Source organism: Candidatus Eisenbacteria bacterium (assembly GCA_030017955.1).
Taxonomy (GTDB): domain Bacteria; phylum Eisenbacteria; class RBG-16-71-46; order JASEGR01; family JASEGR01; genus JASEGR01.
Window position 1 is genome coordinate 38,964 of record JASEGR010000006.1, and the last position, 21,175, is coordinate 60,138.

Here is a 21,175-nt window from a genome sequence, read left to right on the forward strand (position 1 = left end):
GCTTCGAGCATGCCTGAGTTCCGGTACAAAGCCATTTCACTCGCAGGAAAACCAGTACAAGGAATTATCCTTGCTAAAGGAAAGGGCGAGGCCAGGTCGTCAGTTGCCAAGCTCTGCCAGGAGAGAAAGCTCCGCCTGGTCGAAGTAAGCAAGAAATCCTCGTTCATCTACAGAATTACGAAAAAGGGGGAACCGACCAAGAAAGGTGAGGAAGAAGCCTTTCACAAGAAAGAAGTTGAAGTCCTCCTGAAGAGGCAGTTCCCGCCGGAGAGGGGCTTCAAGATATCGGTCCAGAAGAAGCTCCTTGACTTCAGTTTCAAACCCCCCAACAGGGATATTGTCCTCTTCGTAAGAATATGTTCAGACCTCCTGCGGGAGAAACTTCCCTACGACGAGATTCTCAACCTCGTCCTGAACGACACTACGAACAAGACACTGCGCCGCACTATTTCGCAAATCAGCACCGATCTGAAGGACGGCAAGGATGGACAGGAGGTCTTCAAGAAACATGAGCAGACATTGGGAAGATTCCCCGCATACATGCTGGGGATTGCCTCCAACAGCGGAAACATGGCTGAGGTATATGACAGTACCGCCAAGTTCCTTGAGAGAGACCAGGAGTTCAGAAAAAATCTGAGAGGCGCCCTGATCACTCCAATCGTCACCCTCCTTCTCCTTTTCGGAGCAGTCGTTTACTATGTCGGATACATCTTCCCGAAGACCGCCGAGGTTTTTCTGAAGCTCAAGATAAAGCTTCCGCCGATGACGACCGCCTCGCTTGCCGCAAGTGATTTTCTCAGATCTCACATGCTGCTCGTGTTTGCAGTTCTAATCGTCCCTCCCGTAGCGACAGTGATACTCACAAAGACAAAAAAAGGAAAGCTGCTCTTTGACAAGTACATAATAAAGCTTCCAGTCCTCGGATCTCTTATTCACAAAACCAGCATCGAGATATTTGCAAGGGTTTTCAACTCGCTCTACACGGGTTCAGGCGAGAACATTGCGGTCATCCGCACGGCGGCAGAGGCCTGCAGGAACAAATACATGGAAGAGAGAATAAAAACGGTTGCGATTCCGCTTATGCTCAAGGAAGGCAAGGGGCTCGTGGAGGCGCTTGAAGCGACCAGAGTATTCACCGTGAATGCCATCTCCCGCTTCAGGTCGGGCTCGGAATCGGGCGCGCTCAAATCCTCGTCCGAGCAGCTTGCCAACTACTATGAAAAGGAAACTGGCTACAAGATGAAGAGCACCGTCGAACTGATAAATCTGGTCATTGCGTTTGTAATAATGATCGTAACGCTTGCGCTCACGCTCGTTTCATCAGAGACTGCCTTCATAAAGCCCGACTTGGGCTCAATGTAAGGGGCCGGGAATGCCGCAGCCGAAGAGCAGGATAGGTGAGATTCTTTCGAAAAAAGGAATTGTTGACGCCGAGACTCTTGAAAGAGCCGAAGGAATTCTTGAGCAGGAAGACGGGAAAAGAAAGCTCACCGATATATTAGTTTCCGACTTCGGAATCGATCACCACGCCGTCTTCAGCGAAGTCTCACGCTTCTACGCCTTCAAAGAGCTCAACCTTGACGAACAGGCGGTGGATGATCCGCGGCTTGAGTTCATAAAAGGCATTCTCGATAAGCTCACCCCTGAAATTGTGGAAAAGATAATCACAAGAAAGATGCTGCCGTTCAAAGTCTCCGAGGACCAGAAGGACCTTCTTCTCATAATCACCCCCGATCCCACAGACAAGGAAGTTTCATCTCTCTCAAGGCATTTCCCTTACAAAAAGCACGAGATTCTCTACACAAGGCTTAACAAATTCGACACCCTGCTGGAAAAAGTGGTACCGCCGAAGAATGAGTTCCTGGAGATAGTTGAAAAGCAGAGTCAGCCCATTGAAGTGTCCGAAGAGGAAGGAGCAGAAGAGCCGATCGACAAGGACACAGTCTCTGCACTCAGGGCGCTCGTTGAAGCTTCTCTGATAGAGGCCGTGAGGAAGGGCGCGAGCGATATTCATGTCGTCCCTCATGATTCGAAGAGCACTGAGATTCATTTCCGGATTGACGGCAATCTTCAGCTCTGGAGAATCGACCCATACAAACCCGAAGCAGTTTCTGCGGTCATCAAGGATTTCTCCAAAAATGTTGACAGGTTTGAGAGGGAAATCGCGCAGGACGGGTTCATTCAGAAGAGGGTTGATGACCAGTGGATAAGGTATCGAGTCTCAATTCTTCCGATAGTCGGAAGCGAATTCAGGAGAAAGTGGGAATCAATTGTAGTAAGGGTGCTGGATGATAGAAATGTTGTGACGGAAATCGAGCGGCTGGGATTTCTTGAGAAAGCTCTCAGTGATTTCAAGGCAGCAATCTCTGCCCCACAGGGAATAATCATTCTTACGGGGCCTACAGGGTGCGGGAAGAGCACAACGCTCATGGCAGCTCTTCACCACGTCATGGATCCAACCGTGAATGTTCTGACAGTTGAGGACCCGGTCGAGTTCCTGATAAAGGGTGCAAGACAGCTCAAGATTGGCAACAAGATGAATTTCGACCAGGCGATAAGGTCTATCCTGAGACATGACCCTGACATCGTCATGGTGGGCGAGATCAGGGACCTGAAGACTGCTGAAATAGCGATCAAGCTTGCAAATACCGGCCACCTCACATTCTCCACCCTCCACACGAACGATGCTCCAAGTTCTGTCACAAGGCTCTATACCATGGGCGTCGAGCCGTTTCTCATTGCCAATGCAATCAACGTGATAATTGCCCAGCGCCTGGTCAGGACACTCTGCTCAAAGTGCAAGGCGCCTGCAAAAACACCCGATGTGCCAGCCGCCCGGCGGCTTGGATTGAGCGATGAAGAGATCAAATCCGCGGTTTTCTACGAACCCGTTGGATGCCCGGAGTGCAACAAAGGATGGAAGGGGCGCGCGGCCATACACGAGGGGCTCCTTTTCACAAAAGAGATAAGGAAAATAATCTCTTCATCAAAAGACACAGTGGATGAGACGGCGATCAAAGAGCAGGCAAAGAAGACTGGTGTTTTGACCTTGAGGGAATCTGGCGCTCAGAAGGCTAAGGAAGGGATCACGACCATCGAGGAAATAATCTCTGCAACCGTCGAGGAGTAAGATTGAATGTCAACCGGTGAGATGCTTTTTCTTATCTGCGCGATGGCACTTCTCTCAACGCTTATACTTTCTGTGAATACATCACTTTTTCAGGCTAACGATTTCGCTTCGGAGGGGACAATCGGCATGTATGCTGTGTCTGTTGCGCAGCAATACGTCGAGATGGCAAGGCAGTTGAAGTACGACGAGACTACTGTATCGGGCTATCCTTCTAACCCGCCCGCCGGATTCACGATGGCCGGGAGGCTTGGAAAAGACACTGGTGAATCCTACCCTGATTTTGATGATGTGGATGATTTCAACAACTTCGCTTTACGGGATTCGACTTCTTTTGGAAAGTGTGCTGTAAGCATTGACGTCGCCTATGTGAATGAAAACGACCCTACGCAGACTGCTCAGGGACAGACCTATGCAAAGAGAATGACCGTAACGGTAAGTTCTCCTTTTCTCAGAGCGCCTCTCCGGTTGAGTCATGTGTTCACCTACTTCGAAAAGTGAGGTAAACAGAATTGCCTAGTGAAAAAGAGCTCCTTCTGATGGGTTTTTCAGACCAGGACAGAAGGGAATTTCTCGCCATTGGAAGGGAGAAGGAATTCCATCTGAATGAAGTGATAATCCGGGAAAACACGCCGGGTCTCGAGATGTACATAATCGAAGACGGAGAAGTATCGCTGTGGCTGGATGATGCCAACCTCGGGACCCTCAAAGAGGGAGATACCCTCGGTGCTTCCGTAATCGTTCTCCAGCACCCCAGAACAGCAAGGGTTGTGGCGGAAGGCTACGTGAGGGTGAGGGAGTATGAGAGGTCGCAGGTTATGGCGTACTTCAGGCGAAAACCTCCAGTGCTTTTTCAGCAGTTCTTCGTCAACGTCACGCACGTGCTTGTCGGCCAGCTGCGCAAGGCAAATCAGAGAATCTGGCTGCTGAACAATAGACTGAGGGAGCTCGAACTAACCTAGTTCGTAACCCATGGGCATTTTCCTCGACATCGCAGCATCAGCCATAATAGGAGCAATACTCCTCGGCACTGTTCTCTCGCTCAACGCATCGCTGATTGAGAATTCACACCGGGCGACAATGGAAGTCGCAGTACAGAGGAATTTGGGAACCATCACCGCGCTCATGCTGCGAGACCTGAAAAACATGGGCTACAAGGTAAGTCCGGCAGTTTCTACGGCCAGGTCGGACACTGTATTTTTCAGAGGAGATCTGAATGATGATGGCTCAGCTGACTCAGTCGGTTATTTCCTGGGGCCAGTGGATGAACTTGCCGGAACTGAGAATCCCGGCGACAGGACTCTGATAAGGAATTTTAATGGCGCGAGGCAATTGCTTGCTACCGGCGTTACATCTTTGGATTTCTCCTATTTCGGAGCCGCACAGGAGAAGATTGAAAGGCAGGAGGGTGAGACAGCGGAACAGAGAAGAGCAAGGCAGGCTTCAATCGTTACAGTTCAGGTTTCCGTTATAGTCGAAAGCCCCTACAAGTACGGGAGAGACTACACAAAGGCAATCGGAAAATTCAGGGTCTCTCCCAAGAATCTGACCCTGGGGTGACCTTTGGGAAGAGCCTCCCTTCTTGTCGTCATGGGCTTTCTTGTGGTTTTCGGCACTTTGAAATCCAGCATCAATAAGACAGTCCAGAGCCTTACTCGAAATCTTGTTTCTTCGTTCGAGGATTATTCTGCCAGGGATGCCGCAGGGTCGTCCGTGTTGATTGCCCTGAGGAAGATCTCGAAGGACAACGACCTGAGGGGCACGATTACCCTTCCTCCCTTCTCAGGGGCATCGGCGACCGTGACTGTTGTGGATTCAACAACTGATTCGACTCTTGCGAGGAACGAAGTAAGACTTCTTGCAACCGCATCGGTTGGCTCCACTTCAAGAAAGGTGAAGGTGCTTGCAAAGAGAGAGAGCCTAGTACCTCAAGACACCGAGGCTGCGATTGGCCTCAAGGGAGCTGTCACAAGCGTTGATTTCCTGGGAGCGGCGTTTTTGATCGACGGCCACGACTGGCTCCCCGGGGGACCGCTCGCCTCCCCCGCGGACAGTGTCCCCGGCGTATCGGCAAGTTCCGCAGCAGATTCCACCGCCCTTGTCGCCGGACTCGGTCCAAGCTGGAATCAAGTCCAGGGAGCCGGCCCTGAACCCAGCATCTCAACACTTAAGGGCACCTATGATTTCAACAGAATGTTTCAGGGATTCCGCTCAGTGGCGACACGCATACTCTCTGTCAGGACAACTATCGGTGGAGGACAGGTCTGGGGGACAAGAGCTCAGCCCGAGGTCACGATTATCTCGGGAATTGTGAAGGTCGCCGGTGCCACTTCCGGCGTTGGCGTGCTTGCAGTGGATGGATCGCTGACCGTAACCGGGAACTTCTACTGGGAAGGATTCATTCTCGTAAAGTCTGCAGGAAGCATAGAGCTCCAGGGGAATTCCACGATATACGGAGGCCTGCTCTGTGAGTCAGGGCCGGCTGGATTCGGATTCAGGTCCCAAGGGAGCATGAGTCTCTATTACAGTTCCTCGTCGCTTGAGACTGCCCGTTCAAAACTTGACATAAACTACTTTAAGCCTTACGCATGGTACGAGTAGGACAGGCAGGCCCCGTCACAGGGCAGCCGGGGCTCTAGGCATGTCCTCTCTTTGGCAGGGATGGTTTTCCTAATGGGAGGAACTGTGGAGGCAAAAGAAATCCTTTCCAAGCTGGCCGCTAAACTCCCCAAAGGGGTCGGCGGAGTTGACAAGCAGAACCTCGTGGCGAAAATCCTGGGGGAAACACCGGCTTCTGATGTGGCAGCCCTTAGAGAAACCCTCAACTCCCTCCTCTTCAAGATGGAGGCAAACAAAGCTTCCGACATAGACCTCGGAGGGCACGGGTGCAAAGGGTCTGTTTGGTACAGGATATTCGGTGAGAAGAAACCGGATACCTCGCTGGGCACCTTGACCCCGGATGAATCGGATTTTCTTCTTCAATCCATCCTCACGGAAAGCCAGAGAGAACACCTCTGCAGGGAGAGGAATCTGGATTTCTCTTTTGTGGCCGCCGATGCCAAGACGAGTTTCAGGTTCAGGGGAGACATGTACTTTGACCTGGATTCTCTTGCCCTTAACATGAGAATCATTGCAAATGCAATAAGACCTTTCACTGACCTTGAGCTTCACCCCAACATAGCGCGTGCTCTTGCGATCAAGTTCGACAAGCATGGATTGATTCTTGTTACCGGTCTTACCGGTGCCGGCAAGAGTACGACACTTGACAGCATTATCGACCTGAACAACCAGACTTCTACCGGACATATTGTAATAATAGGGTCCCCTATCGAGACAGTTCATCAGCCGAGCAATTGTATCGTCAGGCATCGGGAGGTTGGAAAGGATGTTCTCTCCTTCAAGGAGGGAGCAATACAGGCGCTGAGGCAAGATCCGAACATCGTGGTAGTCGGTGAGATGAGAGATCCCGAAACCATTCTTACTGTTCTTGAGATAACCGACAGCGGCCACAAGGTCTTTTCAACCCTGCACACGGCCTCTGCGGTTGAGAGCATAGACAGAATAATAGGAGAATGCGCGGTAGAGGAACAGAACAGGGTGAGAGAAAGACTTGCCGATACGCTGAAATGCGTGTTATCGCAGAAACTGGTTCCTACCGTGGACGGAAAAAGAGTTCTTGCAAAAGAGGTGATGTTAATGACATCCTCCATTCGGGCTGCCATAAAGAACAACAACAGCGGCGAGATCTTTCAGATGATATTTGAATCGGCAGACCAGGGGATGACGACACTGGAGCAGGATCTGAAGCGCCTGTTCGCAAAAGGAAGAATATCCCGGGAAGAAGCCATGAACTATGCAAACAACAAGAAGAGGCTGGACGAGATCCTCAAGGAATAGGATGACTCAGCCCATGCTGCTTTCCGGTTTCAACCGTGACCCACGCAGTCGCAAAGAGATGAAGAAGGGAAACCTCTTATGAAGCGCGGTGTAGGTATCGCAGTAGATGGAACGGAAATAAGATCGGCGCATCTCGTGAAAGTGAACAAGGTCTTCAAGGTCCTCTCGCTTTCAAAGGGAAACTTGCTGACAAAGCTCGATGTGGCCGAAGACGTTACAAAGGATAAGGAAGAAGTTTCCCTCAAAGAAATCTTTGGCGGCACGGAGCTTGGAGAAACCAAGCCGAAGGTGGAAGCTGAGGATAACTCGTCAGTCCTTCTGCGGATGCTTGGTGAAGCTACCTCGAAAGGCTCCCTTCTTGCGCTGAATCTCAGCGAATCGAACGTGCTCTTCTATGAGATTGACCCCTCCCGGTTTGGCAAGAATGCGGCAAAGCTGTCCAAGAAGAGCGTGATGAAGAAGCTCAGAGCCGAACTTGAGCGGAAAGGAGAAAGTCAGGCCAAGCTGAGTGAGCTTGATTGCTTCAGGACTGACAGAGGCAGCATTATCGGTCTTGCATACGACCCTCCCGGGGAGCTCCTTGCCCTGATATCGACCGTAAAGAGCTTCGTTAGCGCAAAGTTCAGGGTTTCAACCGTGGATTCGAACATGATTGCCCTAATGAACCTTGTCCGGGCCGATACCCCGGATAGAGACCAGGTCCAGGCCGTCGTTTACATCGGAAAGGAGTTCTCACGGGTCCTCTTCTTGAAAGGCGGCGACTACCTCCGCTCTTCCAGGGTAATCAATGAGGGAGCCGATTCTCCACAGATACTTGAAACGGTTCACAGCAGGATAATATTCGAACAGGATGAGGCCGGCATCACCGAGGTCAACCGCGTCGTTCTCGCGGGAGACGTAGTACGACTCGGAGGGAAGGACTTCCTGGCTCCAAGATTTCCAAATGCGTCAGTCGAATATCTCGTTCCGCCCCAGTTGGATCTGAGCTCTCTCAGCGAAGAAGAAAAGGGAACGGTTTGTGAGTACGCAATCCCCCTCGGCCTCGCATGGAAAGCTCTCGAACCCGGACATCCCGGGTTCTACCTAACGAACCTTCTTCCCGCCCAGGTCATCGAGATGGAGAAACTCATCAAGATTACCTGGTATCACATTGCCATTATTGCACTCTTTGTCCTGGCAGCGTTCTTCCTGGCAGGCAAGGACATTCAGATTTCATCCGCCATGAATTCAAGAAGGGCAAACATCAGTTATCTTGATCGCCAGATCGCAAAAGCAAAGCCTCTTCTTGTCGAGGTAGACCAGAATGAGGCGAGGCTCGTTTCTCTGGGAAAGGCACTTGGGCAGCTCAACGCACTGGAGAAGAGCACGCCCAGATGGACCACGATGTTCTCACGCATGGCGCGAGGCACGAGCGACCTCGGAGGTCTTTGGCTCACCGAGTTCGGGACGACTGAGAAAGGGATTCTCCTGGTGGGACGGTCGGTGTACAGAAATAGAGTCTCATCATTCTCCAAATACCTTGACAAGCCGAAACTCGGCGAGGTGAGGAGGGCAACTATAAGACAGAAGGAAATCTACTCATTTACATATGAAGCCGAGGGCTCAGGAGGAAAGAAGTAGTGTCGAACGTACTGAGAACCACCCTGATAATGCTTGTTCTCTTCTGTGTCATCTTGAGTTTTGGGACTTACCGGGTCTTCAAGAAAAAAGCCGGTGAGGAGAGGGCTTTAAGGAAACTGGAGAACGGGAAGAAGACAGAGCTTGCGGCTGTCCGTTCGAGGATCGACTCCATACCGTTCTTGAAGACAAAGGTGAAGGAAAAGGAAGAAGAGCTTTCACGGCGTTCAAGGATACTGCCTTCGCAGAACGACCCCTCTACGACCTACGCATACTTCAATACGCTTTTTGGCAAGAGAGGCGCTTTCCTGAGTGCAGATTTCTCTTTCCAGGGAAAGACGGATGCTGAAGGCTACTCTTACAACACTTACAGATTGGGCGGAGACGGAGACTTCCTCCGGTTCTATTATTTCATCTGGTATCTTGAAAACATGCCGCTTCTTTACGGAATAGAGTCCATCAGGATCGATGCGATCCCTCCTTCCCAGGAAGACCCCAGACTGGGCAAGGTGAGATTCGAGGTCATCATCAGAGCTTACTACGCTCCCCACAGCGAGCTTCCCAAACCGAAAGTCTCTCCATTCCTGAGACCGGCAAGCATTAGTTTGAACCCCTTCTCACCCCTTGTCTATGAACTGCTTCCTCCAAACGACGAGGGGCTTCTTGATGTTGACACGGCGAGCCTTCTCGGAACCGGAAAGGGAGTCGCATTTCTCAAGGACGCAAGCGGAGACCTCTTTTCCCTCAGGGAAGGGGATAGAGTTTACCTTGGATTCGTATCCAAGATCGATTCTGACAAAGGCGAAGTCGGATTCCTTCTCAACAAGGGAGGCGTAACGGAGAAGAAGTCCCTCAGGGTGGAGATGTTGACATCCGGAAGCCAAAAACGATAGTCAAGATCCTGGCTCTGCTCAAGTGAGTGCTTAGTCAACAGCTCCGGGGGTTCTCCAAAGGAGAAAACATGAACCGCAAGTCTATTCTCTTTGTGATTCTTCTCACTGCGGCTGCTGGCATAACGCAATGCTGGGCCCAGAAAGCGACACAGAGCGGCATTTCCCGGGAGGCCGAAATAGTTGCCCTGAGCGGGAAAGCCACCTTCAGGGAGGCAATGAGAGTAATTGAGTCTGTGAGCGGCATGAGAATCATCGCGCCTGAAGACTATAAAGATGCAGATAAGGAAATCGGGTTCGATGTGCCCGGTGTCCAGTGGAAGGTTGCTCTCAATATCATTGCCAAGGACAGAGGCCTTGAGATTGTTTCGCGGGAAAGGACTATTGAGCTAAGGAAGAGACTCGAGGAGGGAGGAAGAGAGGCCGCTCCCTCGCCTGAGGTTCTGGTCGATTCCAGAGAAGTCTCTATATCCGCCATCTTCTTTGAAGCAAATAGGTCTGCATTGAGAGAGCTTGGCATAGATTGGGCCTCTCTCAGGACCGGGGGTGTAAAATTCACCTTCAGCGACACGCTTGCGCTCAAAGACGGGAGAGTCAAGTCCGCAGGCGTGGCTGGAGGACCCACCGGCACAGTTGATGTCCTCACACTTCTCAGGTTCTTTGAATCGAGAGGCCAGGGTGAAGTTATTGCCAATCCTCAGATAAGAGTTCTCAGCGGGAAAGAAGGAAATGTGAAGGTTGGAACAGACTTCTTTGTCACAACAAGGGACTTTGCCGGGAATACAATTCAGCAGCTTCAGAGCACTGGAACAATCTTGACTGTGACTCCGCATGTCCTGACGCAGGACGGCGTTGACTTCATCTACCTCCTGATCAGTGCCGAAAGAAGTTCATACGAGGCCGGCACCAGCACTATCGGAAAAACGACTGCTTCTACGTATGCTCTCCTCTTCAACGGTGAAGAGACTGCAATAGGAGGTCTCTACGGCACTTCCCAGGCAGTAAAAAGAGAAGGATTTCCGTTCCTCAAGGACCTCCCATGGTGGTTCTTTGGGTTGAAATACGTCTTTGGCTATGACAGCAAGCAGGTAACGAAAAATGAGCTTGTAATACTTGTCAAAGCAAACATCGTTCCAACACTCAAATCGCGCCTCGAGGAGAAAGAAAAAGACAAGTCCATGATGGAGAAGATTGAGCAGAGAAGACAGGAGTTCGAACAGAGGACCAGGAGGAAATAGTGTTTCGGAAGTTCGAGGTGACAATATCCCCTCCTGAAGTGGAAGAGAATCTGCCGTTTCTTGTCGAAAACGGCCTTGGCGTCGAACTCATGCTCTATGACATCGATTACACCAGAAATGCCAAGGCTGCCTCGCTTCAGAGAATCGGCAATCTCCTCAGAAAGAACGGCATAACTCCCACTGCGCACGGTCCGTTCTATGATCTGAATCCGGGGAGCAGGGATTCCTCGGTAAGAAGCTACACACTGCGCTGCTTCTCCGAGACTCTTGAAGCGTGCTCACATCTCGGAGTGAGCCTTGTTGTTTTCCACACGGGATTGAACCCTCTTCTTCCGATCACCTATCAGAAAATCTGGCTTGACATCTCCATGGACTCGTGGAAACCGGTCGTGAGGGAAGCTGAGGAGAAGAAGATCGTCATTGCCATTGAGAACACATTTGCGCGGGATTCGTCGACAATTGAGGCAATTGTCAGGGAAGTGTCCTCGGAGTGGCTCAAGGTGTGCTTTGATGCTGCCCATGTTCATGTCTATTCCAGGAAGCCGATCGAGGAATGGCTGGACAACCTGGACGGGCTGGTCAGAAAGATCCACTTGAATGACAACGCGGGAGAGCACGATGACCATCTCTCACTTGGCGAGGGGAATATGGATATCGTTAACGTCTTTCGCCAGCTCGAGAAGAGAAAGCTCTTTCCAATTGTTACCTTGGAACTCGACGTGAGCAGGTTCGAGAAAAGCCTTGATTTTCTGGAAGAACACAAGCTGTGGAAGCGAAAAAAACGTGAGCTAATTCCCCGCACCAAGTAGTTCACAGCAGGACACAGGTTCTTTCCTGCCTTTCAGACTTACGGTGCCAAGCTCTCTGACCATGAATTTTCCCTTTGCCCTTCTCAGAGTCTCCGTACTTACTATTATGTGCGTCCCGTAATCCTTGTTCAAACTTTCCAGTCTTGATGCAACGTTCACACCGTCACCCATCACCGTGTACTCCATCCTCTCAACTGAACCTACGTTCCCGGCGAAGACAATACCCGTGTTTATTCCGACCCCGATGTCCAGCGGAGGCTTGCCCTCCTCCTTCCACCTTGCGGACATTTCCCTTACCTTTGTCATCATAGCGATGGCAGTTCTGAGAGCCCTGTCGGGGTGATCGTCACACGCAACCGGAGCCCCGAAGATTGCCATTATCGCATCCCCCACAAATTTGTTGACTGTGCCCCCGTGAGAGAAAATGATTTCGGTCATAGCTGTAAGGTACTCATTTATTAGCGGCACTAATTCTTCAGCCGAAAGCGTTTCAGATATCGTCGTAAAACCACGCACGTCGGAAAATAGTATGCTCACATCTCTTTTCTCGCCGGGAATGGTGGCCTGTCTGTTCTTGAGTATCTCGCCAAGCACATCAGGGGATACGTATTTTCCGAAAGTATTGCTTATCCTCTGCCTCTCTCTTCTCTCCTTCTCAAATCTGTACCCAACTGTTCCCACAAACGTCCCGAACAGCGAAAACGTCGGGGCGGTCAGGTCCGTGATCAAACCCGACCTGGCAAACAAGAAACAGGACAACGCGAAATATCCGGCTCCGAAAACAACAAAAATCAGGAGCGTCGTGATTGCCTTCCTCTCGGACACGAGATATGCGAGACCGAAAGACAGGACAAGGATGACAAGCACCATGAAACGCATGGGCACAAGCGTGAGGAAGCTTCTTTCAAGAATGGTATGCAATGCATTTGCCTGAAATCCGACCATCGGATAGAGAGTCTCAAATGGAATAGTGGCTCTATCCTGCGAATCAAGTGTCGCGTCCCCGATAAGGACGACTCTGCCCTGAAGTTCGGCAAGTTTCTCCTTTGCTATCCTAGGTTGAAGATCATTGAGGATAAGATTTCGGGATTCGCAAATATCGAAATACGAGAATTTCTTTATCCCGTACCGGCCATCCCATTTTCCAGTCCAGTTGACAATCATCTGGCCTTCTCTATCAACTGGAATCCTGAGAGGTTTTTCCAGCCTCAGTCCCCCGGGTATCACCACCCACCTGCCGGATTCAAAAGTGACCTCCGACAAATCGGCATCAAAATAGTCGCAGGCTATCGACAGGGCAATCGAAGGAAACAATCTCCCCTGAAAAGAAACCAGAACGGGATACTTTCTTGCAGTGCCGTCCGAGTTGAGTCCCCTCCTGCCGATGTCCGGGTCAAGCTGCTCAAAACCAACTCCTGCTGCCGCTGAAAGAAGAGTCTCGTTAGGAGGAAATATGTTCTTTGCGGGGAGCGCCCTTGTGTTTGAAAACGGGATTGAGAACTTCAGGGTCTGGGGCGAAAGAGAATTCGCATCCTTCCCTGGAACTTCCGCCTCATCGCCCCTTCCAAGTTCAAAGTACTGTCCCAGATGCACATGACCGTTCCTTAAGATAGATTCTCTGAACGCGGCATCATCATCCTTGCTGGACGAGAAAAAAACATCAAATCCCTCCGCTCTCGTTCCAAAGTCAGTAAGAGCATCAATCAAAAGAGCATGATAGATTCTTCGCCACGGCCACTTCTCTCCAAAGCCTTCTTCGCTCTTCTCATCGATTGTCACTATCGAGACAATGGAACTCCCCTTCGATTCACCTCTGATCCTGAACCTCAGGTCAACAGACTTGAGCTCCGCCGGATAGAAAACGCCTGCAACAAGGAGGATGAGAGTAAGAGATGCGGAAATAAGAGAGATTATGAGCGGGACGAGCAGGCCGCCACGCGGGCGGAAAGAACTCAGCAATCCACGGAATCCACGAGGCGATCGCGGTTTTCCGGGTTTGTATGCTTCCCGGTCAGCGTTGGAAGAAGAGTTCATCCGGGCAAGCAGGTTAACGCGCATCCCTTTCAAGATTCCACTTCACCCAGACGTCCAGGGAGTCAGCCGTCAAATCAAACTTCCGAGGAACGGGTTTTTCGTTGATGTTCCCCCCGTGTAATGTCACCTCTTCAAGAGCGCTGAGGATGACCGTGTACTCGTTGAGAGTGACCTCCCGGGGCCCCGGCACCTGTCGCGGTCCTGAGACTTGCCGGGGGGACGTGACCTTGTACCCAGTCTCCGCAGTGTCTTCCCCTTCCGGCATGACTCTGGAAGGAACAACTTTCACTGACCCGGTATACACTTTGACGGTAGTCATGCTATCCGAAAGAAGGTCTATTCTGAAGACTGTCCCTTCGACCCCGGTGAGCGCAATCGGGGTTCTCACCTCGAGCCCTTTGCCCTCCTCCTTCTTGTAGATCTTGCCCCAGACTTTTGCCTTGTCCTTCCCGGCAAGAGAAGGGAGAATTCTCGTTTTCACCTTTCCTGCTTTCAGACCTTCGATGAGTATGGACGTGTTTTCATCAACTCTGAGCACCGTGCTTCCCGGAAAGGTGATCTCAACCCTCGATCCCTTCATGGTCGTTATCTTGTCGCCCTCTTTGACTATCATGTTGGGGAGAATCCGGATCGTCTCCTTCTCACCTTTCCTCTCGAGGACGGCAACGGGGAGAACAAGTGTAACCCTGGCTTCCTTCCTTGGACCTGATTCCTGAGAGAAGCAGAGCGCCAGAGGCCCGGCAACAAGAACCAATACTGTACAGAAAAGAAGCGCCCTTCTGAACTTCAAGATGAACCTCCTTTCACACCCCAGCGTCTCACCCGACGGCATGGGAACGCGACTGACGTTTCCGCACTATATGTGCTTCAAGACCAGGAAGGTGATATCGTCACTCTCGACCGAGCCCGGGGAGAAACCGGCCAGATTCTCGGAGATCTTATTCCCGGTCTCAGAAGCGTTGTTCTTCACGGAATTCTTCACAATATCCAGGAGGCGGTCGTCCCCGAATTCCTCGCCATCAGAATTGGTCTTTTCGACGACCCCGTCGGTGAAGATGACGAGAGAGTCCCCCTTCTCCAGGCGAATCGTTCTTTCAACAAACTTCACGTCCCCGAGAACGCCGAGAGGAATTCCTCCCTCCGTGAGAAGCTCAATCTCCCCCGTACTTCTGGCGAGGACCGGCGGATTCTGCCCTGCATTTGAATAGGTAATAGTTTCCTTCTCAGGATCGAGCACTCCGAGAAACAGGGTGGCGAAATTTCCAGGGTCGGTGCACTCGAAAAGCAGGCTGCTCGTTTCCTCGGCGATCTTTGAGACGGTCTTCTGAGACCGCGATACGGTTTTTAGCAGCGCCTGGAGATTGGACATTAGAAGCGCAGCCGGCACTCCATGCCCGGTGACATCACCAAGGGCTATGCCGACTGCAGAGTTATCCAGGAACAGAAAGTCGTAGTAGTCTCCCCCAACCTCATCACACGGTTTGCTGAAAATGAATATCTCGTATCCCGGGATTTCTGGAGCTCCTGCCGGAAGCAGCCTCTTCTGGATTCTGGATGCAAGGGAAATCTCATGCTGGAGTCTTTCTCTTTCCAGAGATTCCTTGTGCAGTCTTGCATTCTCAAGCGCAAGTGCAGCATGAGTCGACAGTCCCTCAAGAAACCGCCTATCCTCCGAAGTGAAAGCACCCGCTTCTTTGTTGACAAGTTCAAACGATCCGATTATCTCGCCTTTTCTGTTCCTGAGAGGGATGCAGAGGAGAGAGCGGGTCCGGTAGCCGCTGAGTTCATCAAACTTCTTGTAAAACCTCGGGTCCGAATATGCGTCCTTTACGAAAACACTGTCACCGGTTCTTGCAACATAGCCGGCGATGCCGCAACTGACCGGAAATCTGACGTCTTCGATTTCTTCCCCAAGAGCAGCCCGTGCCCATAGTTCGCCTTTTTCCCTGTCCAGGAGAAAAATAGATCCTCTGTCTGCGTTAGTTCTATTGGTTGCAATCTCAGTTATGAGCTTAAGTAGCTCATCGAGGTCAAGCGTGGAGTTGAGAATCTTGCTGGCCTCAATCAGTGAGAGAAGAAATGCACCTTGAGTCTCAAGGCTTTTTCTTCTCTCCCTTCGCCTTCTTTCCCTTCCATCCCAGGCCCGAGCGACATGTGCAGACAATTCCATAGCACACCCCCAGAATGTCATCAGATGGCACTTAATGATTTACTGATTCCTACTAGTAGATTGCGCCTCGTGAATTGTGGTGTCAAGAGGGAAACTTGGCTTGACAAGCATCCTTGACCTTTCATACTCATGTCCACTACTATTGCGAACAATCCCCGGAAGGTAGGCGGCACCGGTAATCATAGTGAGGCCTGGATTCAGGGGAATCGCGGCCAGGCAAAGGGGTTCGGCAATCCATGAGAGAATTCAGAGAGAGGCTGGGTAAAGAGGTCCTTCTTCTTGACGGAGCCATGGGCTCCCTGCTTCAGGGAAAAGGCATCGATCCCGAGGTGTGTCTTGAGGAGCTCAATATCTCAAGGCCCGAGCTCATAGAGGAAATCCATAAGCAGTATCTTATGGCCGGGGCAGACATTCTAACTACGAACACTCTCGGCGGCACAAGAATCAAGCTTTCGGAATACGGGCTTGGGAATAAGGTGTTCGAAGTCAACTTCGAGGGGGTGAGGATTGCAAAGAAGGCCGCCTCGGGAAACGCCTATGCAGCCCTCTCTGTCGGACCCACTGGAAAATTCCTTGAACCACTCGGCGAACTCTCTTTCGATGAGACAGTGGACATCTTCAGAGAACAGATTAAGGCCGGCGTGGAGGCCGGGGCGGACATCATTCTCCTTGAAACCATGCTTGACATCAGGGAGGTGAAGGCAGCCCTCATCGCGGCAAGAGATGTAACATCTCTTCCGTTGGGCTGCCAGCTGACATTTGTTGACGACACGAGGATGGCAACGGGAACTGATGTTGAAACCGCAGTGGCAATCGTTGAGTCAATGGACATTGATTTTGTTGGTACGAACTGCAGCAAAGGCCCGAGGGAGCTCTATCCGGTCTTCGAGACTCTTTCGCGCTCTACCGATCTTCCGCTCATCATCCAGCCGAATGCAGGCCTGCCTGAGCTGGACGGAAGGAGAACCGTCTATTCACTCGAGCCGGCTGTCCTGGCCGACTATACAACCAAATTCATATCACTCGGGGCATCCCTCGTCGGCGGCTGCTGCGGGACCACACCGGCTCACATTAGGGCCATAAGGCAAGCTATGGGGAATATCAGAAGGCCGGAGCCGCGGCCGAAGCATCTCAAACTCGCGAGCAGGACAAAGCTCGTTGTCGCCGGGAAGAACAATCCCCTTCTGATTGTTGGAGAAAGGATCAACCCAGCCGGAAAGACCGCGCTTTCGCAGGAACTGAAGGAAGGCCGCACGACCACATTGAGAAAGATGGCAATCGAACAGACAAAAGGTGGTGCTTCGGCGCTCGATGTTAACGTGAGCGTGGCCGGGATTAGCGAGGCGCCTCTAATGGAGCTGGCCGTTTTTGCCGTGAATAGTGTCAGCGATCTCCCGATTTCAATCGACAGCCCGGATGCTGCGGCAATTGAGACTGGCCTCAAGTCGGTGGACGGGAAACCAATCGTGAACTCTGTCAGCGGGAAAGAGGAAAGTCTGAATCTCATCCTTCCTCTCGCGAGAAAATATGGCACTGCCTTGATTGCCCTGCTTGTTGACGACGACGGGATCCCGGAAGATGCGAAGAAGAGAATAGCGATAGCCGAAAACATACTGGATAGAGCATTGAAGCTCGGAATAAGAGGGGAGAATATTCTTTTTGACCCGCTTGCTCTTTCGCTTGGGGCGTCCCAGCACCAAATAAACGAAACTCTTCAAGCGCTGAAGAGTCTCACTGATAAAGGTCTCTTCTCCGTTCTCGGCATAAGCAACGTTTCCTACGGTCTGCCCGAGAGAGCCAGTATTAACTCGACTTTCCTAAGTATGGCGCTCCTTGGAGGACTCACGGCGGCGATACTGAACCCGTGTGACGAGAAGATGAGATCAACAGCCCTCTCGGCCGGGTTCCTGCTGGGAGAGGACAAGGATGGAAAGCGTTTCATAGAAATGTTCCGGCCAAAGGCCGAAGAGAAAACGGCAATTGCGCCGGTTTTCGGCAATGCTGGGAAGGAAGCCGTCTGGAACGCAATTCTCGAAGGCGACAGGGAGAATATCGCGCGGCTTGTTGAATCGGCACTGGCCTCCGGTTCATCTCCCCGGGAGCTCGCAACCGAGCTTGTCCCGTCTGCGTTGGATGAAGTGGGAACTCTTTTCGACAGGAGACAGTACTTCCTCCCTCAGGTCATGCTTTCTGCAGAGACTGCTGAGAGAGCGTTTCGGATCATAAGGCCGAAACTTGAGACTGGAGAAGCGGCACGGAAGGGTAAGATTGTCTTTGCAACCGTCAGGGGAGACATCCACGATATCGGAAAGAACATTGTGATTTCACTTCTCGAAAGTCATGGCTTCCAGGTTGTCGATCTGGGTAAGGGCGTCCCCTCCGAAAGAATAGTCGATGAAGCCCTGAATGCCAGGGCTGACATAATAGCGCTGAGCGCACTCATGACAACTACAATGCCGAGGATGGAAGAGTGCATTGAGCTCGCGAGAAAGAAGGGGCTTGCTACAAAAGTGATGATCGGCGGTGCAGTGGTCACGGAGGAATACAGAAAGAAGATAGGCGCTGACGGCTACGCCAGAGACGGCATGAGCGCAGTCAAGCTTGCAAAATCACTGATGGAAAAAACCGCGAAGAAGATCTGACTACACATTGCGGCAGGCCGGGTAGGCATGGGCTCCACCGCCACCACTCGGTTCGGATGTCCTTTCCCTCCTGCCGAAAATGTCGATCCTTCTCGTCCTCACTCACTCGAATTTGTGAACTCGGCCTACGGCCTCAGACAGCACAAATTCGTCCCCTTGGGGGTCGCTCCCTCGTCCGAGAAGGGAATCCAGAGATTTTCGGAAAGCCGGTTCAAGGACATCTCCCCGCGAGCAATCACACCTCACACGATCGAGTGTGCCAGTCGGAGGGGCTCTGGAATTCTGTAGCGCGGGCAGCAAGCAAGTACAATATTTATCGCGTCAGCAAGCCTGATTCTGTGTCCCTGCGAAACGAAAACAGGTTTCACCCTGCTTCTTGTCCTTAGGGCTACACCGATTCTCTTCCCTGTCTTATCCAGGATTTCCGAGAATGCTCCCTTCTCCCTGGCTGGGGGCGCATACATGCCAAAGAGATTCTTCTTCGCGCATCCAATAGTCGGAATGTCCAGAAGGACCCCTACGTGAGACGCGATCCCCATGCTCCTCGGGTGAGCGACCCCATGTCCATCGAAGATCACAACGTCGGGGGATCTCGTCAGAGAAAGGACAGCCTCTATGATTGCTGGTCCTTCCCTGAAGGTAAGGAGCCCGGGTATGTACGGAAACTTGACCTTGAGCCTGGACTTCTCCACGTCAAGAAGCTCAAGCTCAGGAAAAGACACCACAATCGCCTTCGCGACAATAGTCCCGTCCTCAAGATAACTGGCATCCACCCCGCCGACCAGCCGCGGCGACCCTATTCTGCCTTTCCTTATCACTCTCTTCCGCAGCTCATGCTGAATGACAAATGCTTCTCTGGGACTCACATTCCATGGATGAAGATCTTCTCGGACCATCGATGGCAGAATCTTCTTGAAGGTCGAAGTAGCATAGCTCGACTCTCCAGCTCGCAGGGCCAATCGCTTCTCTATCTGGCCGAGCACGCTGCAACTAGATCGTCCGCGACCATGAGTTAATAAACGAATTCAGCGTCGATTGGCTGCTGCACGACCACCCTTGCGCCGCTTCATTGCGGCATGGCACTATGTTCGACCTCCCGAAGTAACCTGTAAGTAGTTCGTTGCCCCTCTTTTTCCCGCCGAGGCCACCTGAGTCAGCCTTTCTCAGATATCAAGAGTTCCGAGTCGAAGATAGTGAATTCGTACTGACAACTCGAGCCGTGTGGCCGGATACGCTGTGTGGTATGCGGAGTCGCGCTGCTGACTCCCCCGTGTCAAGTATTGTTTTTCTCCAAGTCTTTCCCCACTCCGGCCATTTTGTTCTTCAAATCAGGAATGTCATCCTTGACAACTTTCCAAGTCCGTTCCAGGTTTACTCCAAAATAGTGGTGAATAAGAACGTCTCTCATTCCGGCAATCTTTTTCCATGGTATGTTCGGATATCTCTCTCTGAACTCCTGAGGAATACTCCTCACAGCTTCACCTATGATTTCCAGTCGCCTCAAGACAGCATCCTGAACCCTAGTATTGCTGCAGAAATCGTCGCCCGTGATTCCTTTCGTGTATTCTTCTATTTTTGCAATACTCTCTTGAATATCTTCGATATAAACTCTCATGTCTCTTATCATAGAATTCTCACTTGCTCGTTCAGAATTCTTTCCCTGAGAATAGGCTTGATTGCACCGTACTCCACCAAGTCCACTTTTCTCCCCAGTGCTTCCTCGATTTCCAATTTAAGTCCCACGAAATCGAGTAAACTAATATCTTTCTCAATCTCCACCAGTATGTCAATGTCGCTATTCTCCCTCATATCCCCTCTGACAAATGAGCCAAATAGTCCTATTCTTTTGGCTCCGTATCGCTGCAGAATTGGGATGATCTTCTGTGCTATCTCCTCGACATCCGTTTGCATACTATCGCCCTATCCACCTTTTCATGCTACAGTTCCAGGTGCTGCTTTGGCGAAGGATTGTCTTCTCGCGGCAAATACCTGCTCCTGACCAATCGTCAGCTATTCCAGCGTCGAAACATCTGTCCCAGCCTTGGCATCCCGATGACGTACTCACGACACCCTGGTCCCGCAACCCTTGGTAAAACCACCGTCCCATACCTCCAATTCTGCATTCACGGGTAGTACTATCATACGAAGAATAATGTTTGCTCTGAGAAACCGGTGAATCATTTAGGTAAACCTGAACATTATCATTGCGGTGAGGAAATGATTTCGCCAAGGCCACGGGAATCGCAATCAAGCCTTTGTCTATTCGACTTTGTGTTATCTTAATTGTCGCATAGCTGTAGGCGATTGGGCTCTTGCTTCGAACAATCCTTGTGGCTCTTTGTTCCATTTTCCTTTTCACCCATCTATGTCTCGGCGTACCACGCAACTGTTATCTGCGGAATTCCCTGTTCACATGTGACCTTCTCAAAAGCCAAACTCCCGCCCAGTACCGACCTCATGCTCACAACTAGGACATATCACCTTTTGCTCTGGGTCAGTGACGAGGCTGTGCCTCGAGATGCACTCCCAATGCCACCCGTTCCACGACCATTCTTCCGTCATCAAAGCGGTAAACAAAATCGAATCCAGTGTCTTTCCGCAAGTCCAGCAATTCTCGAGTTTATCCTTTTTCTTGCCAACCATACCTCACACTCCTTTACTTCTATCAAACGACTCGACATCATCACCTCTGTCCCCTAGTGTAGTGCGTCTAACGCTTCTTTACATTTGGTGACTTTGGCCAGGATGCGC

18 protein-coding genes are annotated in these 21,175 nt (G+C 51.3%); 12 read left to right on the forward strand and 6 right to left on the reverse strand.

The features are described from left to right. The first annotated feature begins 9 nt into the window (after positions 1-9). From QME66_01735 to QME66_01785, 11 genes are all read left to right on the forward strand, one after another. The gene (locus QME66_01735; protein ID MDI6807687.1) at positions 10-1,362 is read left to right on the forward strand and encodes a type II secretion system F family protein; all 1,353 of its coding nucleotides are present in this window, start codon (positions 10-12) and stop codon (positions 1,360-1,362) included. Between the two features lie 10 nt (positions 1,363-1,372). Then, complete coding sequence (locus QME66_01740) at positions 1,373-3,130, forward strand: GspE/PulE family protein (protein ID MDI6807688.1); 1,758 nt, start codon at positions 1,373-1,375, stop codon at positions 3,128-3,130. 6 nt (positions 3,131-3,136) lie between these two features. Beyond that, complete coding sequence (locus tag QME66_01745; GenBank protein ID MDI6807689.1) at positions 3,137-3,628, forward strand: hypothetical protein; 492 nt, start codon at positions 3,137-3,139, stop codon at positions 3,626-3,628. Positions 3,629-3,639: 11 nt separating this feature from the next. After that, the gene (locus tag QME66_01750) at positions 3,640-4,089 is read left to right on the forward strand and encodes a cyclic nucleotide-binding domain-containing protein (GenBank protein ID MDI6807690.1); all 450 of its coding nucleotides are present in this window, start codon (positions 3,640-3,642) and stop codon (positions 4,087-4,089) included. A gap of 10 nt (positions 4,090-4,099) precedes the next feature. Continuing rightward, on the forward strand, positions 4,100-4,687 hold the full coding sequence (locus tag QME66_01755) for a hypothetical protein (protein ID MDI6807691.1): 588 nt from the start codon (positions 4,100-4,102) through the stop codon (positions 4,685-4,687). A 3-nt stretch (positions 4,688-4,690) separates the two neighbouring features. Further along, a complete protein-coding gene (locus tag QME66_01760; GenBank protein ID MDI6807692.1) occupies positions 4,691-5,728 on the forward strand; it encodes a hypothetical protein in 1,038 nt (345 codons plus the stop codon). Between the two features lie 72 nt (positions 5,729-5,800). After that, the gene (locus QME66_01765; GenBank protein MDI6807693.1) at positions 5,801-7,024 is read left to right on the forward strand and encodes an ATPase, T2SS/T4P/T4SS family; all 1,224 of its coding nucleotides are present in this window, start codon (positions 5,801-5,803) and stop codon (positions 7,022-7,024) included. A gap of 78 nt (positions 7,025-7,102) precedes the next feature. Then, on the forward strand, positions 7,103-8,644 hold the full coding sequence (locus tag QME66_01770) for a hypothetical protein (GenBank protein ID MDI6807694.1): 1,542 nt from the start codon (positions 7,103-7,105) through the stop codon (positions 8,642-8,644). Further along, complete coding sequence (locus QME66_01775) at positions 8,644-9,534, forward strand: hypothetical protein (protein MDI6807695.1); 891 nt, start codon at positions 8,644-8,646, stop codon at positions 9,532-9,534. Before QME66_01770 ends, QME66_01775 begins: the two co-directional genes overlap by 1 nt. A gap of 68 nt (positions 9,535-9,602) precedes the next feature. Continuing rightward, positions 9,603-10,769, forward strand: a complete 1,167-nt coding sequence (locus tag QME66_01780) for a type II and III secretion system protein (protein ID MDI6807696.1) — start codon at positions 9,603-9,605, stop codon at positions 10,767-10,769. Then, entirely contained in the window at positions 10,769-11,578 is an 810-nt protein-coding gene (locus tag QME66_01785; protein MDI6807697.1) for a sugar phosphate isomerase/epimerase family protein, read from the forward strand. The genes QME66_01780 and QME66_01785 overlap by 1 nt, the downstream gene beginning before the upstream one ends. On the opposite strand, the gene QME66_01790 is transcribed toward QME66_01785, so the two are convergent. The 3 genes from QME66_01790 to QME66_01800 form a co-directional block, all read right to left on the reverse strand. After that, complete coding sequence (locus QME66_01790) at positions 11,558-13,636, reverse strand: adenylate/guanylate cyclase domain-containing protein (GenBank protein MDI6807698.1); 2,079 nt, start codon at positions 13,634-13,636, stop codon at positions 11,558-11,560. The genes QME66_01785 and QME66_01790 overlap by 21 nt on opposite strands. Next, positions 13,626-14,402 carry a FecR family protein gene (locus QME66_01795; GenBank protein MDI6807699.1) on the reverse strand — a complete coding sequence of 259 codons (777 nt, stop codon included), beginning with the start codon at positions 14,400-14,402 and terminating at the stop codon, positions 13,626-13,628. The genes QME66_01790 and QME66_01795 overlap by 11 nt, the downstream gene beginning before the upstream one ends. 66 nt (positions 14,403-14,468) lie before the next feature. Beyond that, entirely contained in the window at positions 14,469-15,782 is a 1,314-nt protein-coding gene (locus QME66_01800; GenBank protein MDI6807700.1) for a SpoIIE family protein phosphatase, read from the reverse strand. A 236-nt stretch (positions 15,783-16,018) separates the two neighbouring features. On the opposite strand from QME66_01800, the gene QME66_01805 reads away from it, so the two are divergent. Then, positions 16,019-18,424, forward strand: a complete 2,406-nt coding sequence (locus QME66_01805) for a homocysteine S-methyltransferase family protein (GenBank protein MDI6807701.1) — start codon at positions 16,019-16,021, stop codon at positions 18,422-18,424. 242 nt (positions 18,425-18,666) lie between these two features. Here the strand turns inward: QME66_01805 and nfi are convergent, their stop codons facing one another. From nfi to QME66_01820, 3 genes are all read right to left on the reverse strand, one after another. Then, positions 18,667-19,407, reverse strand: a complete 741-nt coding sequence (gene nfi / locus QME66_01810) for a deoxyribonuclease V (GenBank protein ID MDI6807702.1) — start codon at positions 19,405-19,407, stop codon at positions 18,667-18,669. Between the two features lie 290 nt (positions 19,408-19,697). Beyond that, a complete protein-coding gene (locus tag QME66_01815) occupies positions 19,698-20,051 on the reverse strand; it encodes a DUF86 domain-containing protein (GenBank protein MDI6807703.1) in 354 nt (117 codons plus the stop codon). After that, positions 20,048-20,335, reverse strand: a complete 288-nt coding sequence (locus QME66_01820; GenBank protein ID MDI6807704.1) for a nucleotidyltransferase family protein — start codon at positions 20,333-20,335, stop codon at positions 20,048-20,050. Before QME66_01820 ends, QME66_01815 begins: the two co-directional genes overlap by 4 nt. Positions 20,336-21,175: the final 840 nt, after the last annotated feature.

Coding starts and splice junctions, on each gene's coding strand:
- QME66_01735 (MDI6807687.1), top strand. CDS start 10: ATGCCTGAGTTCCGGTACAAAGCCATTTCACTCGCAGGAAAACCAGTA.
- QME66_01740 (MDI6807688.1), top strand. CDS start 1,373: ATGCCGCAGCCGAAGAGCAGGATAGGTGAGATTCTTTCGAAAAAAGGA.
- QME66_01745 (MDI6807689.1), top strand. CDS start 3,137: ATGTCAACCGGTGAGATGCTTTTTCTTATCTGCGCGATGGCACTTCTC.
- QME66_01755 (MDI6807691.1), top strand. CDS start 4,100: ATGGGCATTTTCCTCGACATCGCAGCATCAGCCATAATAGGAGCAATA.
- QME66_01765 (MDI6807693.1), top strand. CDS start 5,801: ATGGGAGGAACTGTGGAGGCAAAAGAAATCCTTTCCAAGCTGGCCGCT.
- QME66_01770 (MDI6807694.1), top strand. CDS start 7,103: ATGAAGCGCGGTGTAGGTATCGCAGTAGATGGAACGGAAATAAGATCG.
- QME66_01780 (MDI6807696.1), top strand. CDS start 9,603: ATGAACCGCAAGTCTATTCTCTTTGTGATTCTTCTCACTGCGGCTGCT.
- QME66_01790 (MDI6807698.1), bottom strand. CDS start 13,636: ATGCGCGTTAACCTGCTTGCCCGGATGAACTCTTCTTCCAACGCTGAC.
- QME66_01800 (MDI6807700.1), bottom strand. CDS start 15,782: ATGGAATTGTCTGCACATGTCGCTCGGGCCTGGGATGGAAGGGAAAGA.
- QME66_01805 (MDI6807701.1), top strand. CDS start 16,019: ATGAGAGAATTCAGAGAGAGGCTGGGTAAAGAGGTCCTTCTTCTTGAC.
- QME66_01815 (MDI6807703.1), bottom strand. CDS start 20,051: ATGATAAGAGACATGAGAGTTTATATCGAAGATATTCAAGAGAGTATT.
- QME66_01820 (MDI6807704.1), bottom strand. CDS start 20,335: ATGCAAACGGATGTCGAGGAGATAGCACAGAAGATCATCCCAATTCTG.